Origin of the sequence: Streptomyces canus, assembly GCF_001514145.1 — a bacterium.
Classification (GTDB): Bacteria; Actinomycetota; Actinomycetes; order Streptomycetales; family Streptomycetaceae; genus Streptomyces; species Streptomyces canus.
Genome location: NZ_KQ948668.1, coordinates 116,400 through 135,206 on the forward strand (window position 1 = coordinate 116,400; position 18,807 = coordinate 135,206).

Sequence of the window (18,807 nt, forward strand, 5' to 3'; positions counted from 1 at the left end):
CTACAGAAGGGAACTCCCAGTGGGACAGCAGCCCACCGAGTGGTGGCGCTCCGCCGTCATCTACCAGGTCTACGTCCGCAGCTTCGCCGACGGCGACGGGGACGGCACCGGCGACCTCGCCGGAGTCCGGGCCAGGCTGCCGTATCTCGCCGAACTCGGTGTGGACGCCCTGTGGTTCAACCCCTGGTACCTCTCCCCGATGAAGGACGGCGGCTACGACGTCGCCGACTACCGGGCCATCGACCCCGCCTTCGGCACCCTCGCCGAGGCGGAGAAACTGATCGCGGAGGCACGGGAGCTGGGCATCCGCACGGTCGTCGACATCGTGCCCAACCATGTCTCCGACCAACACCCCTGGTTCCAGGCGGCGTTGAACGCGGGCCCGGGCAGCCCCGAACGCGAGCTGTTCCACTTCCGGCGCGGACGCGGCAAGCACGGCGAACTCCCGCCCAACGACTGGCCGTCGCAGTTCGTCGGCTCCGCCGAGCCCGTGTGGACGCGGCTGCCCGACGGCGACTGGTATCTGCACCTGTTCACCCCGGAACAGCCCGACCTCAACTGGGCCCACCCGGCCGTCCGCCAGGAGCACGAGGACATCCTGCGCTTCTGGTTCGAACGGGGAGTGGCGGGCGTGCGCATCGACTCGGCCGCCCTGCTCGCCAAGGACCCCGCGCTGCCCGACCTCGCAGGCGGACCCCACCCGCACCCCTTCGTCGACCGCGACGAACTCCACGACATCTACCGCTCCTGGCGGGTGATCGCCGACGAGTACGACGGAGTCTTCGTCGGCGAGGTCTGGCTCCCGGACACCGAACGCTTCGCCCGCTACCTGCGCCCCGACGAGCTGCACACCGCCTTCAACTTCTCCTTCCTGTCCTGCCCTTGGGACCCCGGGCGGCTGCGCACCTCGATCGACACGACCCTCGCCGAGCACGCCCCGGTGGGTGCCCCCGCCACCTGGGTGCTGTGCAACCACGACATCACCCGCACGGTCACCCGCTACGGCCGTACGGACACCGGCTTCGACTTCGCGGCCAAGGCCTTCGGCACCCCGACCGACCTCGCCCTCGGCACCCGGCGTGCCCGCGCGGCGGCTCTGCTCTCGCTCGCCCTTCCCGGGGCCGTCTACGTCTACCAGGGCGAGGAACTCGGCCTGCCCGAGGCGGACATCCCGCGCGACCGCATCGAGGACCCCATGCACGTACGTTCCGGCGGCAAGGACCCAGGGCGCGACGGCTGCCGGGTGCCGCTGCCGTGGGCGGCCGGGGCGCCCCATGCGGGGTTCGGCGGCGAGCCCTGGCTGCCGCAGCCCGCCGACTGGGCGTCGTACGCCGTCGACCGGCAGGCCGTGGACCCCGGGTCGATGCTCGGCCTCTACCGCGAGGCCATCCGGCTCCGGCCGGTCTTCGGCGACGGCCCGCTCACCTGGCTGCCCGCGCCCGAGGGCGTTCTCGCCTTCGCCCGTGCGGACGGGGCCCTGTGCGTGGTGAATCTCGCCGACACGCCCGTGGACCTGCCCGAGCACACCGCACTGCTGCTTGCCAGCGGCCCCATGGACGGGGTGGGCCGACTGCCCGAGGACACCGCGGTCTGGCTCCGGAGCTGAGACCGCAGCACCCCCACACGAAGGGATCAGCACATGCGCAGATCTGTCAGGGGCATGCCAATCATCGCAGTGGTGGCCCTCTCCGCCGGCCTCCTCACCGCCACGGCGCCCACCGCCCACGCGGCGGTGGGCGCCACCCTCCCCTTCACCTCGGTCGAGGCCGAGTCCGCCACCACGACCGGCACGAGGATCGGCCCCGACCACACGCAGGGCACGCTCGCCTCGGAGGCGTCCGGGCGGCAGGCGGTACAGCTCGCCCCGGGCCGGCGCGTCGAGTTCACCGTGCCGCGCGCGGCCAACGCCGTGAACGTCGCCCACAGCGTCCCCGACGGCCAGTCCGGCACGCTGAACCTCTACGTCAACGGCACCAGACTCGCGAAGACCCTCCCGATGACCTCCAAGTACTCCTACATCGACACCAGTTGGATCCCCGGGGCCAAGACGCACCACTTCTTCGACAACGCCCGCCTCCTGCTCGGCCAGAACGTCCAGGCGGGCGACAAGATCGCCTTCGAGGCGGCGGGGGCTCAAGTCACCGTCGACGTAGCCGACTTCGAGCAGGTCGCCGCGGCCGCCGGCCAGCCCGCCGGGTCCGTGTCCGTCACCTCCAAGGGCGCCGACCCCACCGGCAACGGCGACTCCACCCAGGCCTTCCGGGACGCCATCTCCGCCGCCCAAGGGGGAGTGGTCTGGATCCCGCCCGGCGACTACCGGCTGACCTCCGCCCTCAGCGGCATCCAGAACGTCACCCTCCAGGGCGCCGGAAGCTGGCACTCGGTCGTGCACTCCTCCCGCTTCATCGACCAGTCCGGCTTCTCGGGGGGCGTCCACATCAAGGACTTCGCGGTCATCGGCGAGGTCACCGAGCGCGTCGACTCCAACCCGGACAACTTCGTCAACGGATCTCTGGGACGCGGTAGTTCGGTGTCCGGGATGTGGCTCCAGCACCTCAAGGTCGGCCTCTGGCTGACGGGCGACAACGACAACCTCGTCGTCGAGAACAACCGCTTCCTCGACATGACCGCCGACGGCCTCAACCTCAACGGCAACGCGCGCGGCGTCCGCGTCCGCAACAACTTCCTGCGCAACCAGGGCGACGACGCGCTCGCGATGTGGTCGCTGTACGCGCCGGACACGAACAGCAGCTTCGAGAACAACACCATCAGCCAGCCGAACCTCGCCAACGGCATCGCGATCTACGGCGGCACCGACATCGCGGTGAAGAACAACCTGGTCTCGGACACCAACGCGCTCGGCAGCGGCATCGCGATCTCCAACCAGAAGTTCCTCGACCCGTTCTCCCCGCTGGCCGGCACCATCACGGTCGACGGCAACACCCTGGTCCGCACCGGCGCGATGAATCCCAACTGGAACCACCCGATGGGTGCGCTGAGGGTCGACTCCTACGACAGCGCCGTCAACGCCACCGTCACCATCACCAACACGACCATCACCGACAGCCCGTACAGCGCCTTCGAGTTCGTGTCCGGCGGCGGACAGGGGTACCCGGTCCGGAACGTCACCGTGGACGGCGCGACCGTCCGCAACACCGGCACGGTCGTCGTGCAGGCGGAGGCCCAGGGCGCCGCCACCTTCCGCAATGTCACGGCGACGGGCGTCGGCGCGGCCGGCGTCTACAACTGCCCCTACCCGGCGAACTCGGGCACCTTCGCCCTCACCGACGGCGGCGGCAACTCCGGCTGGAGCACCACCTGGTCGGACTGCTCGACCTGGCCGCAGCCCGGACAGGGCAACCCCGACCCCGATCCGAACCGCAACCTCGCCAAGGGCCGCCCGGCCACCTCCACCGGCTCCCAGGACGTCTACACGCCCGGCAAGGCGGTCGACGGCGACGCGAACAGCTACTGGGAGTCCACCAACAACGCCTTCCCGCAGTCGTGGACCGTGGACCTCGGCTCGGTGGAGGCGGTCCGCCGCCTGGTGCTGAAGCTGCCGCCGTCCTCCGCGTGGGGCGCGCGCACCCAGACCCTCACCGTGCTGGGCAGCACCGACAACACCACCTACACCACCGTCGTCGGCGCGCAGGGCTACCGCTTCGACCCGGCGACCGGCAACACCGCCACCGTCTCCCTGCCCAGCGGTCCAGGCCTGCGCTACCTCCGCCTCTCCGTCAGCGCCAACACCGGCTGGCCCGCAGGGCAGTTCAGCGAAGTGGAGGCGTATCAGACTTCGTGACGACGGCGTCCTGAACGACTCCGCGTTTCGCCGCCTGGATCTGCTCGTACACATGGGTGCGCAGTTCGGCGAAGCGCGGGGTCACACGCGTGTGCAACTGGTCCCGCTCGTCCGGGAGATCGACCTTGAGCTGCTCCCGCACGACCGTGGGCGAGGCGGACAGCACGATCACCCGCTCGCCCAGGTAGACCGCCTCGTCGATGTCGTGGGTGACGAACAGGATCGTGATGCCGCGCTCCCGCCACAGCCGTCGTACGAGATCCTCCAGGTCGGCGCGGGTCTGCGCGTCCACGGCCGCGAACGGCTCGTCCATCAGCAGGACCTCGGGCTCGTACGCGAGTGCGCGGGCGATCGCGACGCGCTGCTGCATACCGCCGGAGAGCTGCCACGGATACGCCCCGGCGGCCTCCGCGAGATCCACCGACTCCAGCGCGTCGGTGACCAGCTCACGTCGCCTCGCCTTGCTCAAGTCCTTCTGTTTCAGCGGCAGTTCGACATTGTCGGCGACGCGCATCCAGGGGAAGAGGCTGCGGCCGTACTCCTGGAAGACGAAGGCCATCCCGGGCGGGGGACCGCTCACCTTCCGTCCCGCCAGGTGGACTTCGCCGGCGGTCGGGGTGAGCAGGCCGCCCATGCACTTCAGCAGCGTCGTCTTGCCGCAGCCCGACGGGCCGACAAGACACACGAGTTCGCCCGCTTCGACGGTGAAGGTGAGGTCGCGGACCGCCTCCACACGGCGGCCGGAACCCTCGTAGACCTTCTTCAGGCCGCGTACGTCGAGCATGGACCGCCCTTTCGGGTTCGGGTGGTTCACGGGGACCGCCGGGTGGAGTCACGCAGGCCGTGGTACCAGGCGAGGGCCCGCCGCTCGACCAGCTGGAAGACGACGGAGAGCAGATAGCCGAGCAGACCGAGGACGAGGATCCCGGTCCACATGTCGGGGACCGCGAAACTGCGCTGGAACTGGACGATGGTGAAGCCGATGCCGTTGCTGGCCGCGAACATCTCGCTGATGACCATCAGGATGATGCCGATCGAGAGGGCCTGGCGCAGCCCCGCGAAGATCTGCGGACTCGCCGAGCGCAGCACCAGGTCGCGCAGGCGCGAGGGGCCGGTGATGCCGTAGGAGCGGGCCGTCTCCAGCATCACCGGGTCGACCGCGCGCACGCCCTCGACCGTGTTGAGCAGGATCGGCCAGACGCAGCCGCTCGCGATCACCGTGACCTTCATGGTGTCGCCGATGCCCGCGAACAGCATGATGACCGGGATCAGGACCGGCGGCGGGACCGCCCGCAGGAACTCCAGGACCGGTTCGCACACCGCCCGCACCCGCCGGTAGGAGCCGATGACCGTGCCGACCGCCACCCCGGCGACGGCCGCCAGCGCGTAACCGGCCGCCAGTCGCCAGATGCTGGGCAGCACGTCGGTGCGCAGGCGCTCGGCGGTCCACACGTCCGGGAAGGTCTGGAGGATCGTGCGCAGCGGCGGCCAGAAGACGTTGGTGCTGCCGTCCGACGCGAGCCACCAGACGGCGACCAGCAGCGCGGGCAGCGCGAGTACGAAGACCAGCCGGAGTGCGAAGCGCTTCATACCACCACCTCCCCGCGCACCGACTGGTGCCAGGCCAGCGCCCGTCGCTCCACGGTACGCGCGCCGACGTTGATGAGCAGCCCCAGAAGACCCGTCACCACGATCAGCGCGTACATCTCCGGGACCGCCTGCGAGTTCTGTGCGACCGCGATCCTGGCGCCCAACCCCGGTGCTCCGATGACGAGTTCACCGGTGATGGCGAGGATCAGCGCGACGGCCGCGGCCAGCCGGACACCGGTCAGCACATACGGCAGCGCGGTCGGCCACAGCACATGCCGGATCCGTGCCCAGGTGCCGAGACCGTACGACCGCGCCGTCTCGTCCGCCACGGGGTCGACGTCCTGGACGCCGTACAGCGTCTGGATGAGCACCTGCCAGAACGAGGCGTACACGACGAGCAACAGCACCGAGCGCAGTTCGCTGCCGTACAACAGCACCGCCAGCGGGATGAGGGCGACCGAGGGGATCGGGCGCAGGAACTCGATCGTCGAGGCCGTCGCCTCGCGCAGATACGGCACTACGGAGACGATCACGCCGATGACGATCCCCGCCGAGACGGCGATGGCCAGGCCCAGGGCCCAGCCGGTGAGGGTGTCGCCGAGCGCCGTCCAGAAGGCGCCGTCGGAGAGTTCGTCGGCGAAGGCGCTCGCGATCCGGCTGGTCGGCGGGAAGTACTCCTCCTTGACCAGACCGAGTCGCGGCACCGCCTCGCCCAGGGCGAGGAAGGCCGCGAGACCGGCGGCGCCCAGCGCCGCGTTCTGGAACCTCACGGAAGCAGCGCGTCCACGTCGGGGGTCTTCTTGAAGAACCCGTCCTCCTCGCCCAGCTTCGCCAGCGCCTCGATGGACTCCTTGTTCGGCTCGGCCGGCCACTTCGGGAGAGTCACCTGCGCCAGCACGGATGCCGGGATCTTGGTGTACGTCGTGATGATCTGGCGTGCCTCGTCCGGGTGGGCGTCCGCGTAGGCGAGGGACTCGGCGGTGGCCTCCTGGAACTTCTTCACCACGTCGGCGTTCTGCTGCTGGTACCGCGTCGAGGTGAAGTACATGGCGACCGTGGTGCCCTGCGCCACGTCCACCATGGGGGAGGCGATCACCTGGCCGCCCTGGCTCTTGATGGTGGCGAGCGCGGGCTCGACCGCGCAGGCCGCGTCGACCTGGCCGCTGTCGAGAGCGGCCGGCATCTGGTCGAAGGCCAGCTCCACGAACTTCACCTTGTCCGGGTCGCCGCCGTCCTTGCGGACCGACTCGCGCACCGCGGACTCGTTGATGTTCTTCAGCGTGTTGATGGCGACCTTCTTGCCCTCCAGGTCCTTCGCGGACTTGATCGAGCTGCCCTTCTTCACCGCGATCGCCGCAAAGTCCTTGCCCGCCACGCCCGTTGAGGCGATGCCGTTGGAGACCGCCTTGACCGGCACCCCCGACGACTGGGCGATCAGCAGGGAGGTGACGTTGGAGAAACCGAACTGGAACTGCCCGCTGGCGACTCCGGGCACGATCGCCGCGCCGCCGGACGCGGTCGATATCTCGAGCTTCAGCCCGCGCTTGCCGTAGAAGCCTTTCTTCTGGCCCAGATAGACCGGCGCGACATCGACGATCGGAATGAGGCCGAGCTTGACGGTGGTGGTGCCACCGGACGACGATCCCGAGTCCGAGTCCCCCGAGTCACCGGACGAACCACAGGCCGACGCGGTGACCAGTAATGCTCCAGCCGCGAGGGCGACGAGCTGACGACGCATGGCTCCTCCTGTGCAGACTTGTTGTTCCGACAGGCTGTGCGCAGACCGCACAGTGGTGCTCAGCGCGAAAGGTATGGGGCTCGCGGGGGTGGGGTCAATGCCTTTGGCTGACAATATTGTTGACATTCATGGGAAACAACTCCCTGGAGGCGACGATGTCCCCAGCAGCCCGCGCCCCGCATTTCGTACGTTCCCTGGAGCGCGGCCTCGCCGTCATCCGCGCCTTCGACGCCGACCACCCGCAACTCACCCTCAGCGAAGTCGCCCGCGCCTGCGGACTGACCCGCGCCGCGGCCCGCCGCTTCCTGCTGACGCTGGCCGACCTCGGATACGTCCGCGCCGACGGCCGCGCCTACCGGCTCACCCCGCGCGTCCTCGAGCTCGGCTACTCCTACCTGTCGAGTTTCTCGCTGGCCCAGATCGCCGCACCACATCTGGAGCAACTGGTGGAGAACACAAGGGAGTCGTCGTCCCTGTGCGTACTCGACGGCGACGACATCGTGTACGTCGCCAGGGTGCCCGCGCGCCGCATCATGACCGCGGCGATCACCGTCGGCACCCGTTTCCCGGCCCATGTCACCTCGGTCGGTCGGGTGATCCTCGCCCACCTGCCGCAGGAGGAGCTCGAAGTACGCCTAGCCCACGCCGAGTTGACCCCGCTCACCGCCCGCACCCTCGTCTCCGCCGACCTTCTGCGGGCGGAACTCGACCGGGTACGCCGACAGGGGTACGCCGTCGTCGACCAGGAACTGGAAGAGGGGCTGCGCTCGATCGCCGCCCCGGTGCGGGGCCGGGGCGGCGAGGTGGTGGGGGCGGTCAACGTCCCCGTGCAGGCGGGGCGTACGACACTGGCCGCGCTGCGGCGGGACCTGCTGCCGCCGCTGCTGGAGACGGTCGCGGGCATCGAGGCCGATCTCGGGATGGCTACAGGTCAAGTACCAGTTTCTTCCCGCGGCACCGGGACACACAGATCATCATCGTCTCCCCGGCCTCCCGCTCCTCGTCCGTGAGCACCGAGTCCCGGTGGTCCGGTGTGCCGTCGAGGACGTCGGTCTCGCAGGTGCCGCAGGTGCCCTCGGTGCACGAGAACAGCACCTCCACGCCCGAGGCGCGTACGGCGTCGAGCACGGAGACGTCCGGGGCCACGGTGACCGTCGTACCGGTCTGTGCCAGTTCGACCTCGAACTCCGTGTTCTCACCGGCCGGTTGCTCCTTCGGCGTGAACCGCTCCACGTGCAGCAGTCCGGCCGGGCAGCGCTCCTCCACCGCGTCGAGCAGCGGGCCGGGCCCGCAGCAGTAGACGAGGGTTCCCTCGGGGACGCCGTCAAGCACCGACGCCAGGTCCAGGAGACCCGTCTCGTCCTGGGGAGCGACGGTGACCCGATCCCCGTAACGGCTCAACTCCTCGGTGAACGCCATGGATTGGCGCGTCCGCCCGCCGTACAGCAGCGTCCACTCCGCGCCCTCGGCCTCCGCCGCCGCGAGCATAGGGAGGATCGGGGTGATGCCGATTCCGCCCGCGATGAAGCGGTAGGCGGGTGCGGGCCGCAGCGCGAAGTGGTTGCGCGGCCCGCGCACCCTGACCTTGTCGCCCTGCCCCAACTGCTCGTGCACATGGGCGGATCCACCGCGCCCCACGGGCTCGCGCAGCACGGCGATCCGCCAGGCGGTGCGGTCGGCCGGGTCGCCGCACAGGGAGTACTGCCGCTCCAGGCCGGGTCCGAGCACCACGTCGATGTGGGCGCCGGGCTCCCACTGCGGGAGCTGTTCGCCCAGCGGGTGGCGCAGGGTGAGGGCGAGCACGCCGTCGGCCGCCGCGTCCCTGCGGTCGACGACGAGTTCGGCTTCGTACGCGTCACTCATGAACTGTTTCCTTGCGGCTCGTGCGAGGGCGGCTCGTGTCCTTGCGGATGGGCGAGCATCCACTCCCACATCTCGATCGGGTCCTGCGAGGTGTGCTCGCGGCCGCAGTGACAGGTGCCGTGCAGGACATCGGTGCCCGGCAGCCAGTCGATGCGGTAGATCTCCCCGGTGGGCCCGGCACTCACAGGACCTTCTCCACGGGCTTGTCGCCCTCCTCGACCAGGCGGGCGAGGATACGGCGGGCGGCGAGACCGCCGGTGTCGATGTTGATGCTCAGCTCCTGGTAGCCGGTGCGCTCGGTGCCGAGCGTCCGCTGCAGCAGGTTGAGCGCGTCGACGTCCTGCATGACGACGGTGTGGTTGTTGCCCCGCAGGAACTCGGTGACCTCGGCGTCCTCGGTCGCCCAGTCGCGCGAGACCATCCAGAAGTCGTACACGTGGCCGTCGCTCGACGGGGTGATGGCGTACGTGATCTCGGTGTGGAAGCCGTTCGGGTCGCTGCCGTCCGCCTCGGGGAGCACGCCGACGGGCGCGATCCTGCTGTGCAGCAGATACAGGCAAGGCGCGTGGTACTCGATGTCCTGCCAGCGCGTGATCCGGCCGCTGATGCCGGTGGACTTGGCGTAGAACGGCGGGCACTCGGCGTCGTCCATGTGCCGGCTCACCCGCACGATGCCCGCGCCCTCGTCGACCTCCGTGGTGATCGGCGTCTCGGCGACCTCGGGGGTGCCGATGTAGCCGCCGTGCAGATAGGTCTCGTGGGAGAGGTCGAGGAGGTTGTCGACCAGCAGGCCGTAGTCGGCGTCGATCGGCTCCATGCCGCGGACGGTGACCCAGCCGGGGGAGTCGAGGTGCCTGGCCCGCGGGATGGTGTCGGCGTCGGCGAGGGCCGGGTCGCCGATCCAGACCCAGATCAGGGAGTCCAGTTCGACAACGGGGTAGGAGGCGACCCGCGCGGTGCGCGGTACGCGCTTCTGACCGGGCACGTACACGCAGGTGCCCGTCGTGTCGTACGTGAACCCGTGGTACCCGCACACGAGCCGGTCGCCGTCGAGCCGGCTGGGCTTCTCGTGCAGCGGGAACCGGCGGTGCACACACCGGTCGGCGAGCGCGACGGGCGTCCCGTCCTCCTCGGTCCGGTAGAACACGAGCGGCTCACCGAGGATCGTCCGGCCGAGCAACTCCTCGCGCCCGACCTCATGGCTGTAGGCGGCGACGTACCACTGGTTCCTGGCGAACGCGGTCGTGTGCGGCATCGTTGCGGCTCCCGTCTGTCGTGGTGGTGGCATCGTCTTGGCCTTCGCAGGGGCACGGCAACACCGCTTCCGTCTCACGGAAGACGAAGGCCGGACACCGCTGGGGCCGGCTGGGCCATCTAACTGTAAAGAACCTTGACAGTCGGATGGTCTAGTCCAATTATGGGCACCGTTCTTCTTCCCCGCGGTTCTGTCCTTCCGCGTCCCCGCATGCCCTTTCCCCTGGGAGCGTCAGTGAGACGACCTGGTCACCTTCGTGCGTTGCTGTCCTGTCTGAGCGTGAGCGCTCTGTCCGCCGGGCTCGTCGGACTCGGGGGAGGGAGCGCGCTCGCGGCGCCCTCCTCGCCCTTGCCCTCGGCCTTCGGCAAGCCCCTGCCCGCCCAGGTGGCGGCCCCCTACGTCGAGACGTGGACGGGCGAGAGCCCGGCCGCGCTCGCCGCCGCCTCGGGCAACAAGTACCTCACCATGGCCTTCCTTCAGACGGCCACGGCGGGTTCCTGCACCGCCTACTGGAACGGCGAGAGCGATCAGCCGATCTCGAAGGCGTCCTTCGGCCGTGACATCGCCACCCTCCAGGCACGCGGCGGCGACGCCATCCCGTCCTTCGGCGGCTGGTCCGCGGACACGACCGGCACCGAACTGGCCGACAGCTGCACCAGCGTCGACGCCATCGCCGGCGTGTTCAAGAGCCTCGTCACGACATACGGCATCAGCCGCATCGACCTCGATGTCGAGGGCGACTCCATCAACAACGCCGCCGGGATCGACCGCCGCAACAAGGCGATCGCCAAGGTCCAGCGCTGGGCCGAACGCACCGGCCGCACCGTGCAGTTCTCCTACACCCTCCCGACCTCCACGACCGGCCTCGCGGCCAACGGCCTCGCCGTGCTCCAGAACGCCGTCGACAACGGCGCACGCGTGGATGTCGTCAACCTCATGACGTTCGACTACTACGACGGCGCCACGCACGACATGGCGGCCGACACCAGGACGGCCGCCGAGGGGCTGCACGGCCAGCTCGCCGCGCTCTACCCGCACAAGACCTCGGCGAAGCTGTGGAGCATGATCGGGGTCATCGAGATGCCCGGCATCGACGACTACGGCCCCGAGGAGACCTTCACCGTCGAGAACGCGGTCGCGGTGGAGCAGTGGGCCGAGGCCAAGAAGATCAACAGCCTCTCCTTCTGGGCGCTCCAGCGCGACAACGGCGGCTGCCCGGGCACCGGCGGCTCCAACTCCTGCTCCGGCATCGTCCAGGACACCTGGGCCTTCAGCCACACCTTCGAGCAGTTCACGAGCGGCGGTCACCAGTAGCGGAACGCCTCAGGGCGGCGAGGGCCCGGTGCGCGGAGTGCGCACCGGGCCCTCGCCACACCGATTTCGCTACAAGTTCCGAAATTATTCGGGGCGAGGACCGCCACGTGGCCGAAACACGCGGTTCATAGCGTCGGGACACATCACGCCACCGCCCTCAGTACTCGTGAGGAATCTCGTGTCACAGGAGTCCCCGTGCCCAACCTCTCCCGTCGCACCGCCCTGCGGCTGACCGCCGGAATGGCCCTCGGCGCCGCACTTCCCCTGGCCGGCTGCGGGCGCGAAGACGACGCGGCCGCCGCTTCCGGCGCCAAGAAGGTCGACGCGTCCCCGGCCACCGGCACCGTGAACGTCTGGGCCGCCCAGGGCGACGCCGACGTGCTCGGCACGGTCGTCAAGCCGTTCAAGTCCGCCAACCCCGACCTGGTCGTGAAGACCACGCTGATCCCGAACGCGGAGTACTACACCAAGCTCCAGGCGGCGATCGCGGCGGGCAAGGGACCGGACGTCGCCCAGTTCTTCCCCGAGTCGCAGGCGCAGTTCCTCGACTCGTCGACCCTGCGGCCCGTCCCGGACGGCCTGGTGGATCCGGGCAGCTTCTTCAAGAGCCTCTGGGACGCCGGCGTCGTGGACGACGTGGCCTACACGGTCCCCTGGTACGCGTACACGTACGCGCTCGTCTACCGATCGGATCTGGCCAAGAAGGCGGGCGTCCAGGCGCCGACCACCTGGGCCGGCATGGAACCCTTCCTCAAGGCCCTTCAGGGCGCCGGCGCGGCCCACGCGCTCGGGGCCGACATCGGGTGGGACATCTTCAACGGCCAGGACGTCGCCATGTACGCCTGGCAGGCCGGAGGCTCACTCGTCACCTCCGCCGGCAAGTGGAACCTGAACACGCCCCAGATGGTCGACGCCCTCGACTACAACGCGTCCTTCTTCACCGCCGGGACCGCCGACACCAGCGGCCCGACCTTCCTGGACGCACAGCCGTACTTCGTCTCCGGCAAGACGGCGAGCATGATCACCGGGCCCTGGGTCATCGGCCAGCTCGACACCGCCGCCAAGAAGAACGGCTGGACGGCCTCCCACGTCGCCACCGCCCCCCTGCCCGCCGGAGCGTCGAGCAGCGTCTCCTTCTCCGCGGGCGGCACCTGGGGCGTCCTCGCCGACAGCGGCAACACGGACGCCGCCTGGAAGCTCGTCCGGCATCTGGCCAAGCCCAGCACGCAGGTCGCGCAGTACAAGGCGTACGGCTCGCTGCCGGCCGTCATCTCCGCCTGGGACGACCCGGCGATCAAGGGCCAGCCACTGCTGGCCGCCTTCTTCACCCAGCTCAAGAACACCCGCGCGTTCCCGCAGGTCAGTACGTGGCAGCAGGTCGCGACCCGGCTGGGCAAGGAGGTGGAGGCCGTCGCCAAGGGCAAGCAGACCGCGGCGAAGGCGGCCGCGAACATCCAGGCGTACGCCGAAAGCGTCGGCACGGGCACGCAGTGATGACCACGACTCTCGCTCCGGCCACCAAGAGGGCCACGGCCGTACCGAAGACGGCTGCACACAAGGCGTCCCGCGCCCGCCGCACCGCCGTCGCCTGGCTCTTCCTCGCCCCCTTCGGCCTCGTCTTCCTGGTCTACACGGCCATCCCCACGGTCGCCGCGCTCGCCCTGAGCCTCACCGACATCCGCGGCGCCGACCTGCGCACCCCGTTCGCCGTCGACTTCACCGGCGTCGACAACTACCTGCGGCTGTTCCAGGACGACACCTTCGTACGGGACATCCTCAACACCGCCCTCTTCGTGGCCGTGGGCGTACCGCTGACGATGGGCATAGGTTTCACCCTGGCCCTCGCGCTGAACTCCGGTATCAGCCGGCTGCGCGGTGTCCTGCGCACCGTCTTCTTCGCGCCCGTCGTCACCAACGTCGTCGCCGTCGCGCTGATCTGGCAGTACGCCTTCCACATCGACGGCACCGTCAACAAGCTGCTGGGCGCGGTCGGATTCGCCGGACCGAACTGGCTGGACGACCCCGACCTGGCGATGCCGGTCGTCATCCTGCTCGGCGTCTGGCGCAACTTCGGCATCGCGATGGTGCTGTTCCTCGCCGGTCTCCAGGCCGTCCCGCGGGACGTGTACGAGGCCGCCGCCCTGGACGGGGCCGGCCGGTGGCGCCAACTCCGGCATATCACCCTGCCGTTGCTGCTGCCCACCACGCTCATGGTCTCCGTCCTGCTGACCGTCTTCTACCTCCAGGTCTTCGACGAGCCCTACCTCCTCACCGGCGGCGGCCCGCTCGGCTCCACCGAGTCGGTCGCGCTGTACACCTACCGCCAGTTCGGGGCGGGCGAGTTCGGGATGTCCTCGGCGGCGTCCTTCGTGACGCTCGCGCTGGTGACCGTGGTGAGCGTCGTCCAGTTCCGGCTGCTGAGGTCCCGCACATGAACCGTGCCGCCCGCCCCGCGATGTACGCCGCCCTGGTGCTGTGCGCCCTGCTCACGACGCTGCCCTTCGCATGGGGTGTGAGCGGCTCGCTGCGCAGCCTGGACGAGATCCGCTCCGACCCCGGGGCCCTGTTCCCGCACCACCTCACCTTCGGCAACTTCACCCGGCTGTTCGAGACCCAGGGCTTCGGCCGGTTCCTGGTCAACAGCGTCGTCGTCGCGCTGATCGTGGTGGCCGGGAACATCCTGGCCGCGTCTGCCGCCGGATACGCCCTCGCCAAACTCGACTTCGCGGGCCGGCGGCTCGCGTTCGGCGCGGTCATGGCGGCGATGATGGTGCCGTTCACCGCGGTGTTCGTCACCCAGTTCGTGATCACCGTGGACCTGGGCCTCGCGGACACCCTCGCCGGAATCGCCCTGCCCGGCGCCGCGCTGCCCCTGTCGGTCTTCATCGTGCGCCAGTACGCCCTGTCGGTCCCCGACGAACTCCTCGAAGCGGCCCGCATCGACGGCGCGGGCGAGTTCCGGATCTTCTTCAGGATCTTCCTGCCGCTGGCCGGTCCCGCCGTCGCCACGATCACGATCATGTCGTTCCTCAACTCCTGGAACAACTTCATCTGGCCGCTGGTCGTCGCCCAGAGCATGTCCACCTACACCCTCCCGGTCGGCCTCGCCGCCACCAGCCAGGCCGCGGCCCACGTCACCGACTACGGCCTGCTGCTCGCCGGAGCGATCGTCGTGATGCTGCCGGTGCTCGTGCTCTTCCTCTTCCTGCAGCGGTACTTCGTCCAGGGCATCGCGGGAACGGGGCTGCGATGAGCACGCCGGTCACCGTCCGGACCCCGGCGGGCACGGTCGTCGGCCGTCGACACCAAGACGTGCGGCGCTTCCTGGGCATCCCCTATGCGCAAGCACCCACCGGCCCACGGAGGTTCGCCGCGCCGCTCCCACGCGGACGCTTCACGCGGCCGTACGACGCCTCCCGCCCCGGAGCCACCGCGCAGCGCGTGCCGCTGTTCGCCACGACCACCATCCCCGAACTGTCGGTGCCGGGCGACGACATACTGAACGTCTCCGTCACGGCCCCCGACGCGGACGGCTGCCCGGTGCTCGTGTGGATCCACGGCGGCGGCTTTCTCGCGGGCAGCCCGGCCAGCCCCTGGTACGACGGCCGCGCCTTCGCCCGCGACGGCGTCGTCACCGTCAGCGTCGGCTACCGGCTCGGCGTCGACGGGTTCGCCGTACTGGACGACGTCCCCACCAACCTCGCGCTGCGGGACGTGCTTCTCGCGCTCGACTGGGTGCGGGAGAACATCGCCGCGTTCGGGGGCGACCCGGACCGGGTCACCGTCGCGGGCCAGTCGGCCGGGGGAGCGATGGTGCTCGCACTGCTGTCGTCGCCCACCGGGCGCGGCCGGTTCCAGCGGGCGGTCAGTATCTCCGGCGGCCTGTTCGAGGTGGAAGCGGCCCGGGTCCGCGCCTTCCTCGCACGGCTCGGCGAGCGCCTGGACGTGCCGCCCACCCGGGCCGGATTGGCCCTGTGCACACCGGAGTTGATCCAGCGGGGCGTGCTCGACCTGCGCGAGGACGACGACCAGCTCGTGCTCGGCCCCGTCGTCGGCGACGACATCCTGCCGCTGCCGCTCGCCGAGGGACTGGCCGTGCACGGACCGGACGTCCCGCTGCTGCTCGGCGCCACCGGCGACGAGTTCGACGGCGACGGCGACAGCGAGCGCGGGTCGCGCGCGGCCGGCACCCGGATCACGGACACCCTGTTCCGCTCCGCCTGCCCCCACACCGCGGCCGCCCGCCGCGCGGCCCCCGCCGGTACCTGGCTGTACTCCTTCGAATGGCCCTCCCCGGCCCTCGGCGGCGCCGTGCACTGCGTCGACCTCCCCTTCTTCTTCGACGTGCTCGACGCGCCCGGCGTCCCCGAGGCGCTCGGTCCGAACCCGCCCGCAGAGCTGGCCGCCCGGATGCACACCGACCTCGTCGCCTTCGTGGGCGGCGAGACCCCGGCCTGGGAGAGGGCGACCGGCCGGCTCGGCGACCCGGCCCGTGCATACGGCCAACCCCTCGCGGCCGACACCCGGGGCCTGTACGACCCGGTGACGGGAGGGGACCCGTGCTGACGGCCGGCATGAACCAGAGCGCCGTACGACGGGTCAACACCTCCGTGATCCTGCGGGCGTTGGCGGTGTCGGCCGGACCGAGGAAACTCACCGAACTCGCCGAGCAGACCGGTCTGTCCCGCCGCACGATCGAACTGATCCTGGACTCGCTCGTCGAGGCGGGCTGGGTCTCCGAACTCGACCGGGTGCCGAACAGCGGCTGCGCCGGACGCCCGGCCCGACGCTACGAACTACGGGCCGAACACGCCTTGTTGGCCGCCGTCCGCGTCACGACAGTCGATGCCTCCGCCGTCGTCGCCGACGTCCGCGGCCACATCCTCGGCCGGGCACACCGGCCGCTGCGCGACTACAAGGACCCGGGCACCACCCTCGACGACGCCGCCGAACTGGTCCTTGAGGCCCTCGAAGACGCCGGCGGCTCGGTGGACCGGCTGCGCGCCGGGGCCATCGCCGGCGGCGGTGCCATCGACGACGAGGGAGTCGTACGGCGCCTGGTGCACACCACGCGCTGGGAGGGCGTGCACCTGCCCGAGGAGCTGGGCCGGCGTGTCCCGGTGCCCTGGTTCGCCGACAACGACACCAACCTCGGTGCGCTGGCGGAGCGTTGGCGGGGAGTGGCCGCCGATCACGACAACGTCGTATGGGCGATGCTCGGGAACCGGACCGGCCTCGGCATCCTCATCCGAGGGGCCGTGCACCGCGGGCTCGACGGTGCCGCGGGCGAGATCGTCGAGGCACGCTCGATGCCGGCCGGTTCGGTCGAGGACTGGCCGGTCGCCGCCCTGACCTCGCCGCTGCCCGCCCAACGCGCCCTCGCCCTTGCCCGGTTCGAGGCGGCCCGCAACGGTGACACCGCTTCGCTCGCCGAGGTCGACGAGTTCGTGGAGAACATCGCGTCGATCCTGACCACTCTGTCCTGGACGGTCGCCCCCTCGCTCATCGTCCTCGGCGGCGGGCTGGAGGACGCGGCCGACGTCCTGCTGCCCCGGGTGCGGGACGCGCTGCGGGACGCCCGCACTCCCGCGGTCGAACTGCGTGCCACCGCGCTCGGGCACGACGCCCCGCTCATCGGCGCGGTGAAGCTCGCCCTGGACCGCATGGACACCGAGCTGTTCGGACCGCTCGTCCCGGTCGACTGACCCCCACAACGCACCTACACGGAGTCCCACTTGACCCACACCCCCCGCACCGACGTCCTCATCGTGGGCAGCGGCATCATGGGATCCCTCGTGGCCCGCCTCCTGCGCCGGAGCGATCCGGCGCTGCACATCACCATGGCCGACGGCGGCAGCCCGATCGGCGGTGCACCCGGGCGGCACCTGCACGACCTCGACGACCCCGACCTGTGGTCCCGCTACAACGAGAAGGTCGCCACCGGCATCCAGGGCATGTACACGGGAGCCGAGGTGGTCCGTGAGGTCGCGGGCAGCCTCCCCGACCTCACCCCCGGCATGTTCCACGCGCTCGCCTTCGGCGAGGACACCGAGGCGATGCCGCAGGCCGCGCTCGCGTGGAACGCGGGCGGCATGGGCGTCCACTGGACCGCCGCCACGCCGTGGCCCGCCGGGGACGAGGTCTTCGACTTCGGCGACCCGGACGCCTGGGCGGCCGACCTCGACACCGCACGCCGACTGCTCGCCGTCACACCCGCGGCGATCGGCCCGACCAAGGTCGGCGAACTCGTCCTCGACGTCCTGCGTCGACGCTACGGCGGCACAGGGCCGGGCGACCGGGCCCCGCAGCCCATGCCCATGGCCGTCACCCCCACCCCGTCGGGCCCCATGCCCCGCACGGCACCCGGGACGATCTTCCCCGCCCTCGCGCAGGGCGGCGATCCCGCCTTCACCCTGCTCACCGGCACGCTCGTGACCGCCCTCGTCCGGGACGCCCGCCGGGTCACCGGGGCCCGCCTGCGCCGCGTCGCCGACGGCACCGAGTCCGAACTCCGCGCCGACACCGTGGTGGTGTGCGCCGACGCCCTGCGCACCCCGCAGCTCCTGTACGCCTCCGGCATCCGTCCCGAGGCCCTGGGCCGCCACCTCAACGAGCACGCCTTCGTCACCGCCCGCGTCCTGCTCGACCTCGACCGGTTCGGTCTCGACCCCGACGCCCTGCCCCTGCCGCGCCCCGGCGAGTTCAGCACGGACTCGCTGTGGCTGCCGTGCAACGGCCCCGCCCAGCCCTTCCACGGCCAGATCATGAACCGCACCTACGTCGACGGGACCGGCCGGCCCCTCGCGCACTCCGTCGGCCTCTCGCTGTACGTCCCCGTCGAGTCGCGCCCGCAGAACCGGCTCGTGTTCTCGGCGAGCGAGACCGACCTGGCCGGGCTGCCCCGCATCCGCGTGGAGTTCGGCTACTCCGAGACCGACCGCGCGCTGATCCGGCGGGCGCTGGACGAAGTCCGGTCCGTCGCCAAGGAGTTCGGCCCCTTCGATCCCGTGACCGAGTCCACGGTGCTGCCGCCCGGTTCGTCGCTGCATCTCACCGGCACGGTCCGGGCAGGCGACACCGACGACGGCACCGGCGTGTGCGACCCGGACGGGAGGGTGTGGGGCTTCGACAACCTGTATCTGGCGGGCAACGGAGTCGTTCCCACGCCGATGGCCGCCAACGTCACGCTGACCGGCGCCGTCACCGCGGTACGGGCCGCCCGTGCCGTCACCGCACGCACCTGAA

Annotated in this window: 17 protein-coding genes; 10 read left to right on the forward strand and 7 right to left on the reverse strand. The window is 70.6% G+C overall.

Going from position 1 to position 18,807, the window contains the following annotated elements; translation table 11 throughout:
- Nucleotides 1-19: 19 nt before the first annotated feature.
- A complete protein-coding gene (locus AQJ46_RS34650; protein WP_059209319.1) occupies nucleotides 20-1,606 on the forward strand; it encodes a glycoside hydrolase family 13 protein in 1,587 nt (528 codons plus the stop codon).
- A 54-nt stretch (nucleotides 1,607-1,660) separates the two neighbouring features.
- The gene (locus AQJ46_RS34655) at nucleotides 1,661-3,802 is read left to right on the forward strand and encodes a discoidin domain-containing protein (protein ID WP_225887468.1); all 2,142 of its coding nucleotides are present in this window, start codon (nucleotides 1,661-1,663) and stop codon (nucleotides 3,800-3,802) included.
- Here AQJ46_RS34655 and AQJ46_RS34660 read toward each other — a convergent pair.
- Genes AQJ46_RS34660 through AQJ46_RS34675 form a run of 4 tightly spaced genes read right to left on the reverse strand, consistent with a single transcriptional unit; the run spans nucleotide 3,771 to nucleotide 7,130 of the window.
- Nucleotides 3,771-4,586, reverse strand: coding sequence for an ABC transporter ATP-binding protein (locus tag AQJ46_RS34660; RefSeq protein WP_208617029.1), 816 nt, complete (start codon nucleotides 4,584-4,586; stop codon nucleotides 3,771-3,773). The genes AQJ46_RS34655 and AQJ46_RS34660 overlap by 32 nt on opposite strands.
- A gap of 26 nt (nucleotides 4,587-4,612) precedes the next feature.
- The gene (locus tag AQJ46_RS34665; protein ID WP_059209321.1) at nucleotides 4,613-5,392 is read right to left on the reverse strand and encodes an ABC transporter permease; all 780 of its coding nucleotides are present in this window, start codon (nucleotides 5,390-5,392) and stop codon (nucleotides 4,613-4,615) included.
- The gene (locus tag AQJ46_RS34670) at nucleotides 5,389-6,162 is read right to left on the reverse strand and encodes an ABC transporter permease (RefSeq protein WP_059209322.1); all 774 of its coding nucleotides are present in this window, start codon (nucleotides 6,160-6,162) and stop codon (nucleotides 5,389-5,391) included. The genes AQJ46_RS34665 and AQJ46_RS34670 overlap by 4 nt, the downstream gene beginning before the upstream one ends.
- Entirely contained in the window at nucleotides 6,159-7,130 is a 972-nt protein-coding gene (locus AQJ46_RS34675; RefSeq protein WP_059209323.1) for an ABC transporter substrate-binding protein, read from the reverse strand. Before AQJ46_RS34675 ends, AQJ46_RS34670 begins: the two co-directional genes overlap by 4 nt.
- Nucleotides 7,131-7,258: 128 nt before the next feature.
- Between AQJ46_RS34675 and AQJ46_RS34680 the strand changes: the two genes are divergently transcribed.
- A complete protein-coding gene (locus AQJ46_RS34680; protein WP_404828492.1) occupies nucleotides 7,259-8,140 on the forward strand; it encodes an IclR family transcriptional regulator domain-containing protein in 882 nt (293 codons plus the stop codon).
- Here AQJ46_RS34680 and AQJ46_RS34685 read toward each other — a convergent pair.
- From AQJ46_RS34685 to AQJ46_RS34695, 3 genes are read right to left on the reverse strand one after another with little or no spacing between them, the layout of a single operon-like run.
- Nucleotides 8,055-8,993: a PDR/VanB family oxidoreductase gene (locus tag AQJ46_RS34685; RefSeq protein ID WP_059209324.1), complete on the reverse strand. Its 939-nt coding sequence runs from the start codon at nucleotides 8,991-8,993 to the stop codon at nucleotides 8,055-8,057. The genes AQJ46_RS34680 and AQJ46_RS34685 overlap by 86 nt on opposite strands.
- Nucleotides 8,990-9,178: a hypothetical protein gene (locus AQJ46_RS34690; RefSeq protein ID WP_057610121.1), complete on the reverse strand. Its 189-nt coding sequence runs from the start codon at nucleotides 9,176-9,178 to the stop codon at nucleotides 8,990-8,992. Before AQJ46_RS34690 ends, AQJ46_RS34685 begins: the two co-directional genes overlap by 4 nt.
- Nucleotides 9,175-10,248 carry an aromatic ring-hydroxylating dioxygenase subunit alpha gene (locus tag AQJ46_RS34695; protein ID WP_059209325.1) on the reverse strand — a complete coding sequence of 358 codons (1,074 nt, stop codon included), beginning with the start codon at nucleotides 10,246-10,248 and terminating at the stop codon, nucleotides 9,175-9,177. The genes AQJ46_RS34690 and AQJ46_RS34695 overlap by 4 nt, the downstream gene beginning before the upstream one ends.
- Before the next feature lie 279 nt (nucleotides 10,249-10,527).
- On the opposite strand from AQJ46_RS34695, the gene AQJ46_RS34700 reads away from it, so the two are divergent.
- The 7 genes from AQJ46_RS34700 to AQJ46_RS34730 all read left to right on the forward strand — a co-directional run bounded on the left by AQJ46_RS34700 (nucleotide 10,528) and on the right by AQJ46_RS34730 (nucleotide 18,806).
- A complete protein-coding gene (locus tag AQJ46_RS34700; protein ID WP_225887469.1) occupies nucleotides 10,528-11,562 on the forward strand; it encodes a chitinase in 1,035 nt (344 codons plus the stop codon).
- Between the two features lie 195 nt (nucleotides 11,563-11,757).
- The gene (locus AQJ46_RS34705; protein ID WP_059209327.1) at nucleotides 11,758-13,056 is read left to right on the forward strand and encodes an extracellular solute-binding protein; all 1,299 of its coding nucleotides are present in this window, start codon (nucleotides 11,758-11,760) and stop codon (nucleotides 13,054-13,056) included.
- Entirely contained in the window at nucleotides 13,056-13,997 is a 942-nt protein-coding gene (locus AQJ46_RS34710; protein ID WP_059209328.1) for a carbohydrate ABC transporter permease, read from the forward strand. The genes AQJ46_RS34705 and AQJ46_RS34710 overlap by 1 nt, the downstream gene beginning before the upstream one ends.
- The gene (locus AQJ46_RS34715; RefSeq protein ID WP_057610128.1) at nucleotides 13,994-14,815 is read left to right on the forward strand and encodes a carbohydrate ABC transporter permease; all 822 of its coding nucleotides are present in this window, start codon (nucleotides 13,994-13,996) and stop codon (nucleotides 14,813-14,815) included. Before AQJ46_RS34710 ends, AQJ46_RS34715 begins: the two co-directional genes overlap by 4 nt.
- On the forward strand, nucleotides 14,812-16,128 hold the full coding sequence (locus AQJ46_RS34720; RefSeq protein ID WP_059209329.1) for a carboxylesterase family protein: 1,317 nt from the start codon (nucleotides 14,812-14,814) through the stop codon (nucleotides 16,126-16,128). The genes AQJ46_RS34715 and AQJ46_RS34720 overlap by 4 nt, the downstream gene beginning before the upstream one ends.
- Nucleotides 16,122-17,267 carry an ROK family transcriptional regulator gene (locus tag AQJ46_RS34725; RefSeq protein WP_059209330.1) on the forward strand — a complete coding sequence of 382 codons (1,146 nt, stop codon included), beginning with the start codon at nucleotides 16,122-16,124 and terminating at the stop codon, nucleotides 17,265-17,267. The genes AQJ46_RS34720 and AQJ46_RS34725 overlap by 7 nt, the downstream gene beginning before the upstream one ends.
- Before the next feature lie 30 nt (nucleotides 17,268-17,297).
- Complete coding sequence (locus AQJ46_RS34730) at nucleotides 17,298-18,806, forward strand: GMC oxidoreductase (protein WP_059209331.1); 1,509 nt, start codon at nucleotides 17,298-17,300, stop codon at nucleotides 18,804-18,806.
- The last annotated feature ends 1 nt before the right edge of the window (nucleotide 18,807 follow it).

Excerpts from the sequence above, each read along its gene's own strand:
- AQJ46_RS34680 (WP_404828492.1), top strand. The coding sequence starts at position 7,259 with ATGGGAAACAACTCCCTGGAGGCGACGATGTCCCCAGCAGCCCGCGCC.
- AQJ46_RS34695 (WP_059209325.1), bottom strand. The coding sequence starts at position 10,248 with ATGCCGCACACGACCGCGTTCGCCAGGAACCAGTGGTACGTCGCCGCC.
- AQJ46_RS34675 (WP_059209323.1), bottom strand. The coding sequence starts at position 7,130 with ATGCGTCGTCAGCTCGTCGCCCTCGCGGCTGGAGCATTACTGGTCACC.
- AQJ46_RS34655 (WP_225887468.1), top strand. The coding sequence starts at position 1,661 with ATGCCAATCATCGCAGTGGTGGCCCTCTCCGCCGGCCTCCTCACCGCC.
- AQJ46_RS34665 (WP_059209321.1), bottom strand. The coding sequence starts at position 5,392 with ATGAAGCGCTTCGCACTCCGGCTGGTCTTCGTACTCGCGCTGCCCGCG.
- AQJ46_RS34720 (WP_059209329.1), top strand. The coding sequence starts at position 14,812 with ATGAGCACGCCGGTCACCGTCCGGACCCCGGCGGGCACGGTCGTCGGC.
- AQJ46_RS34685 (WP_059209324.1), bottom strand. The coding sequence starts at position 8,993 with ATGAGTGACGCGTACGAAGCCGAACTCGTCGTCGACCGCAGGGACGCG.
- AQJ46_RS34660 (WP_208617029.1), bottom strand. The coding sequence starts at position 4,586 with ATGCTCGACGTACGCGGCCTGAAGAAGGTCTACGAGGGTTCCGGCCGC.
- AQJ46_RS34710 (WP_059209328.1), top strand. The coding sequence starts at position 13,056 with ATGACCACGACTCTCGCTCCGGCCACCAAGAGGGCCACGGCCGTACCG.
- AQJ46_RS34715 (WP_057610128.1), top strand. The coding sequence starts at position 13,994 with ATGAACCGTGCCGCCCGCCCCGCGATGTACGCCGCCCTGGTGCTGTGC.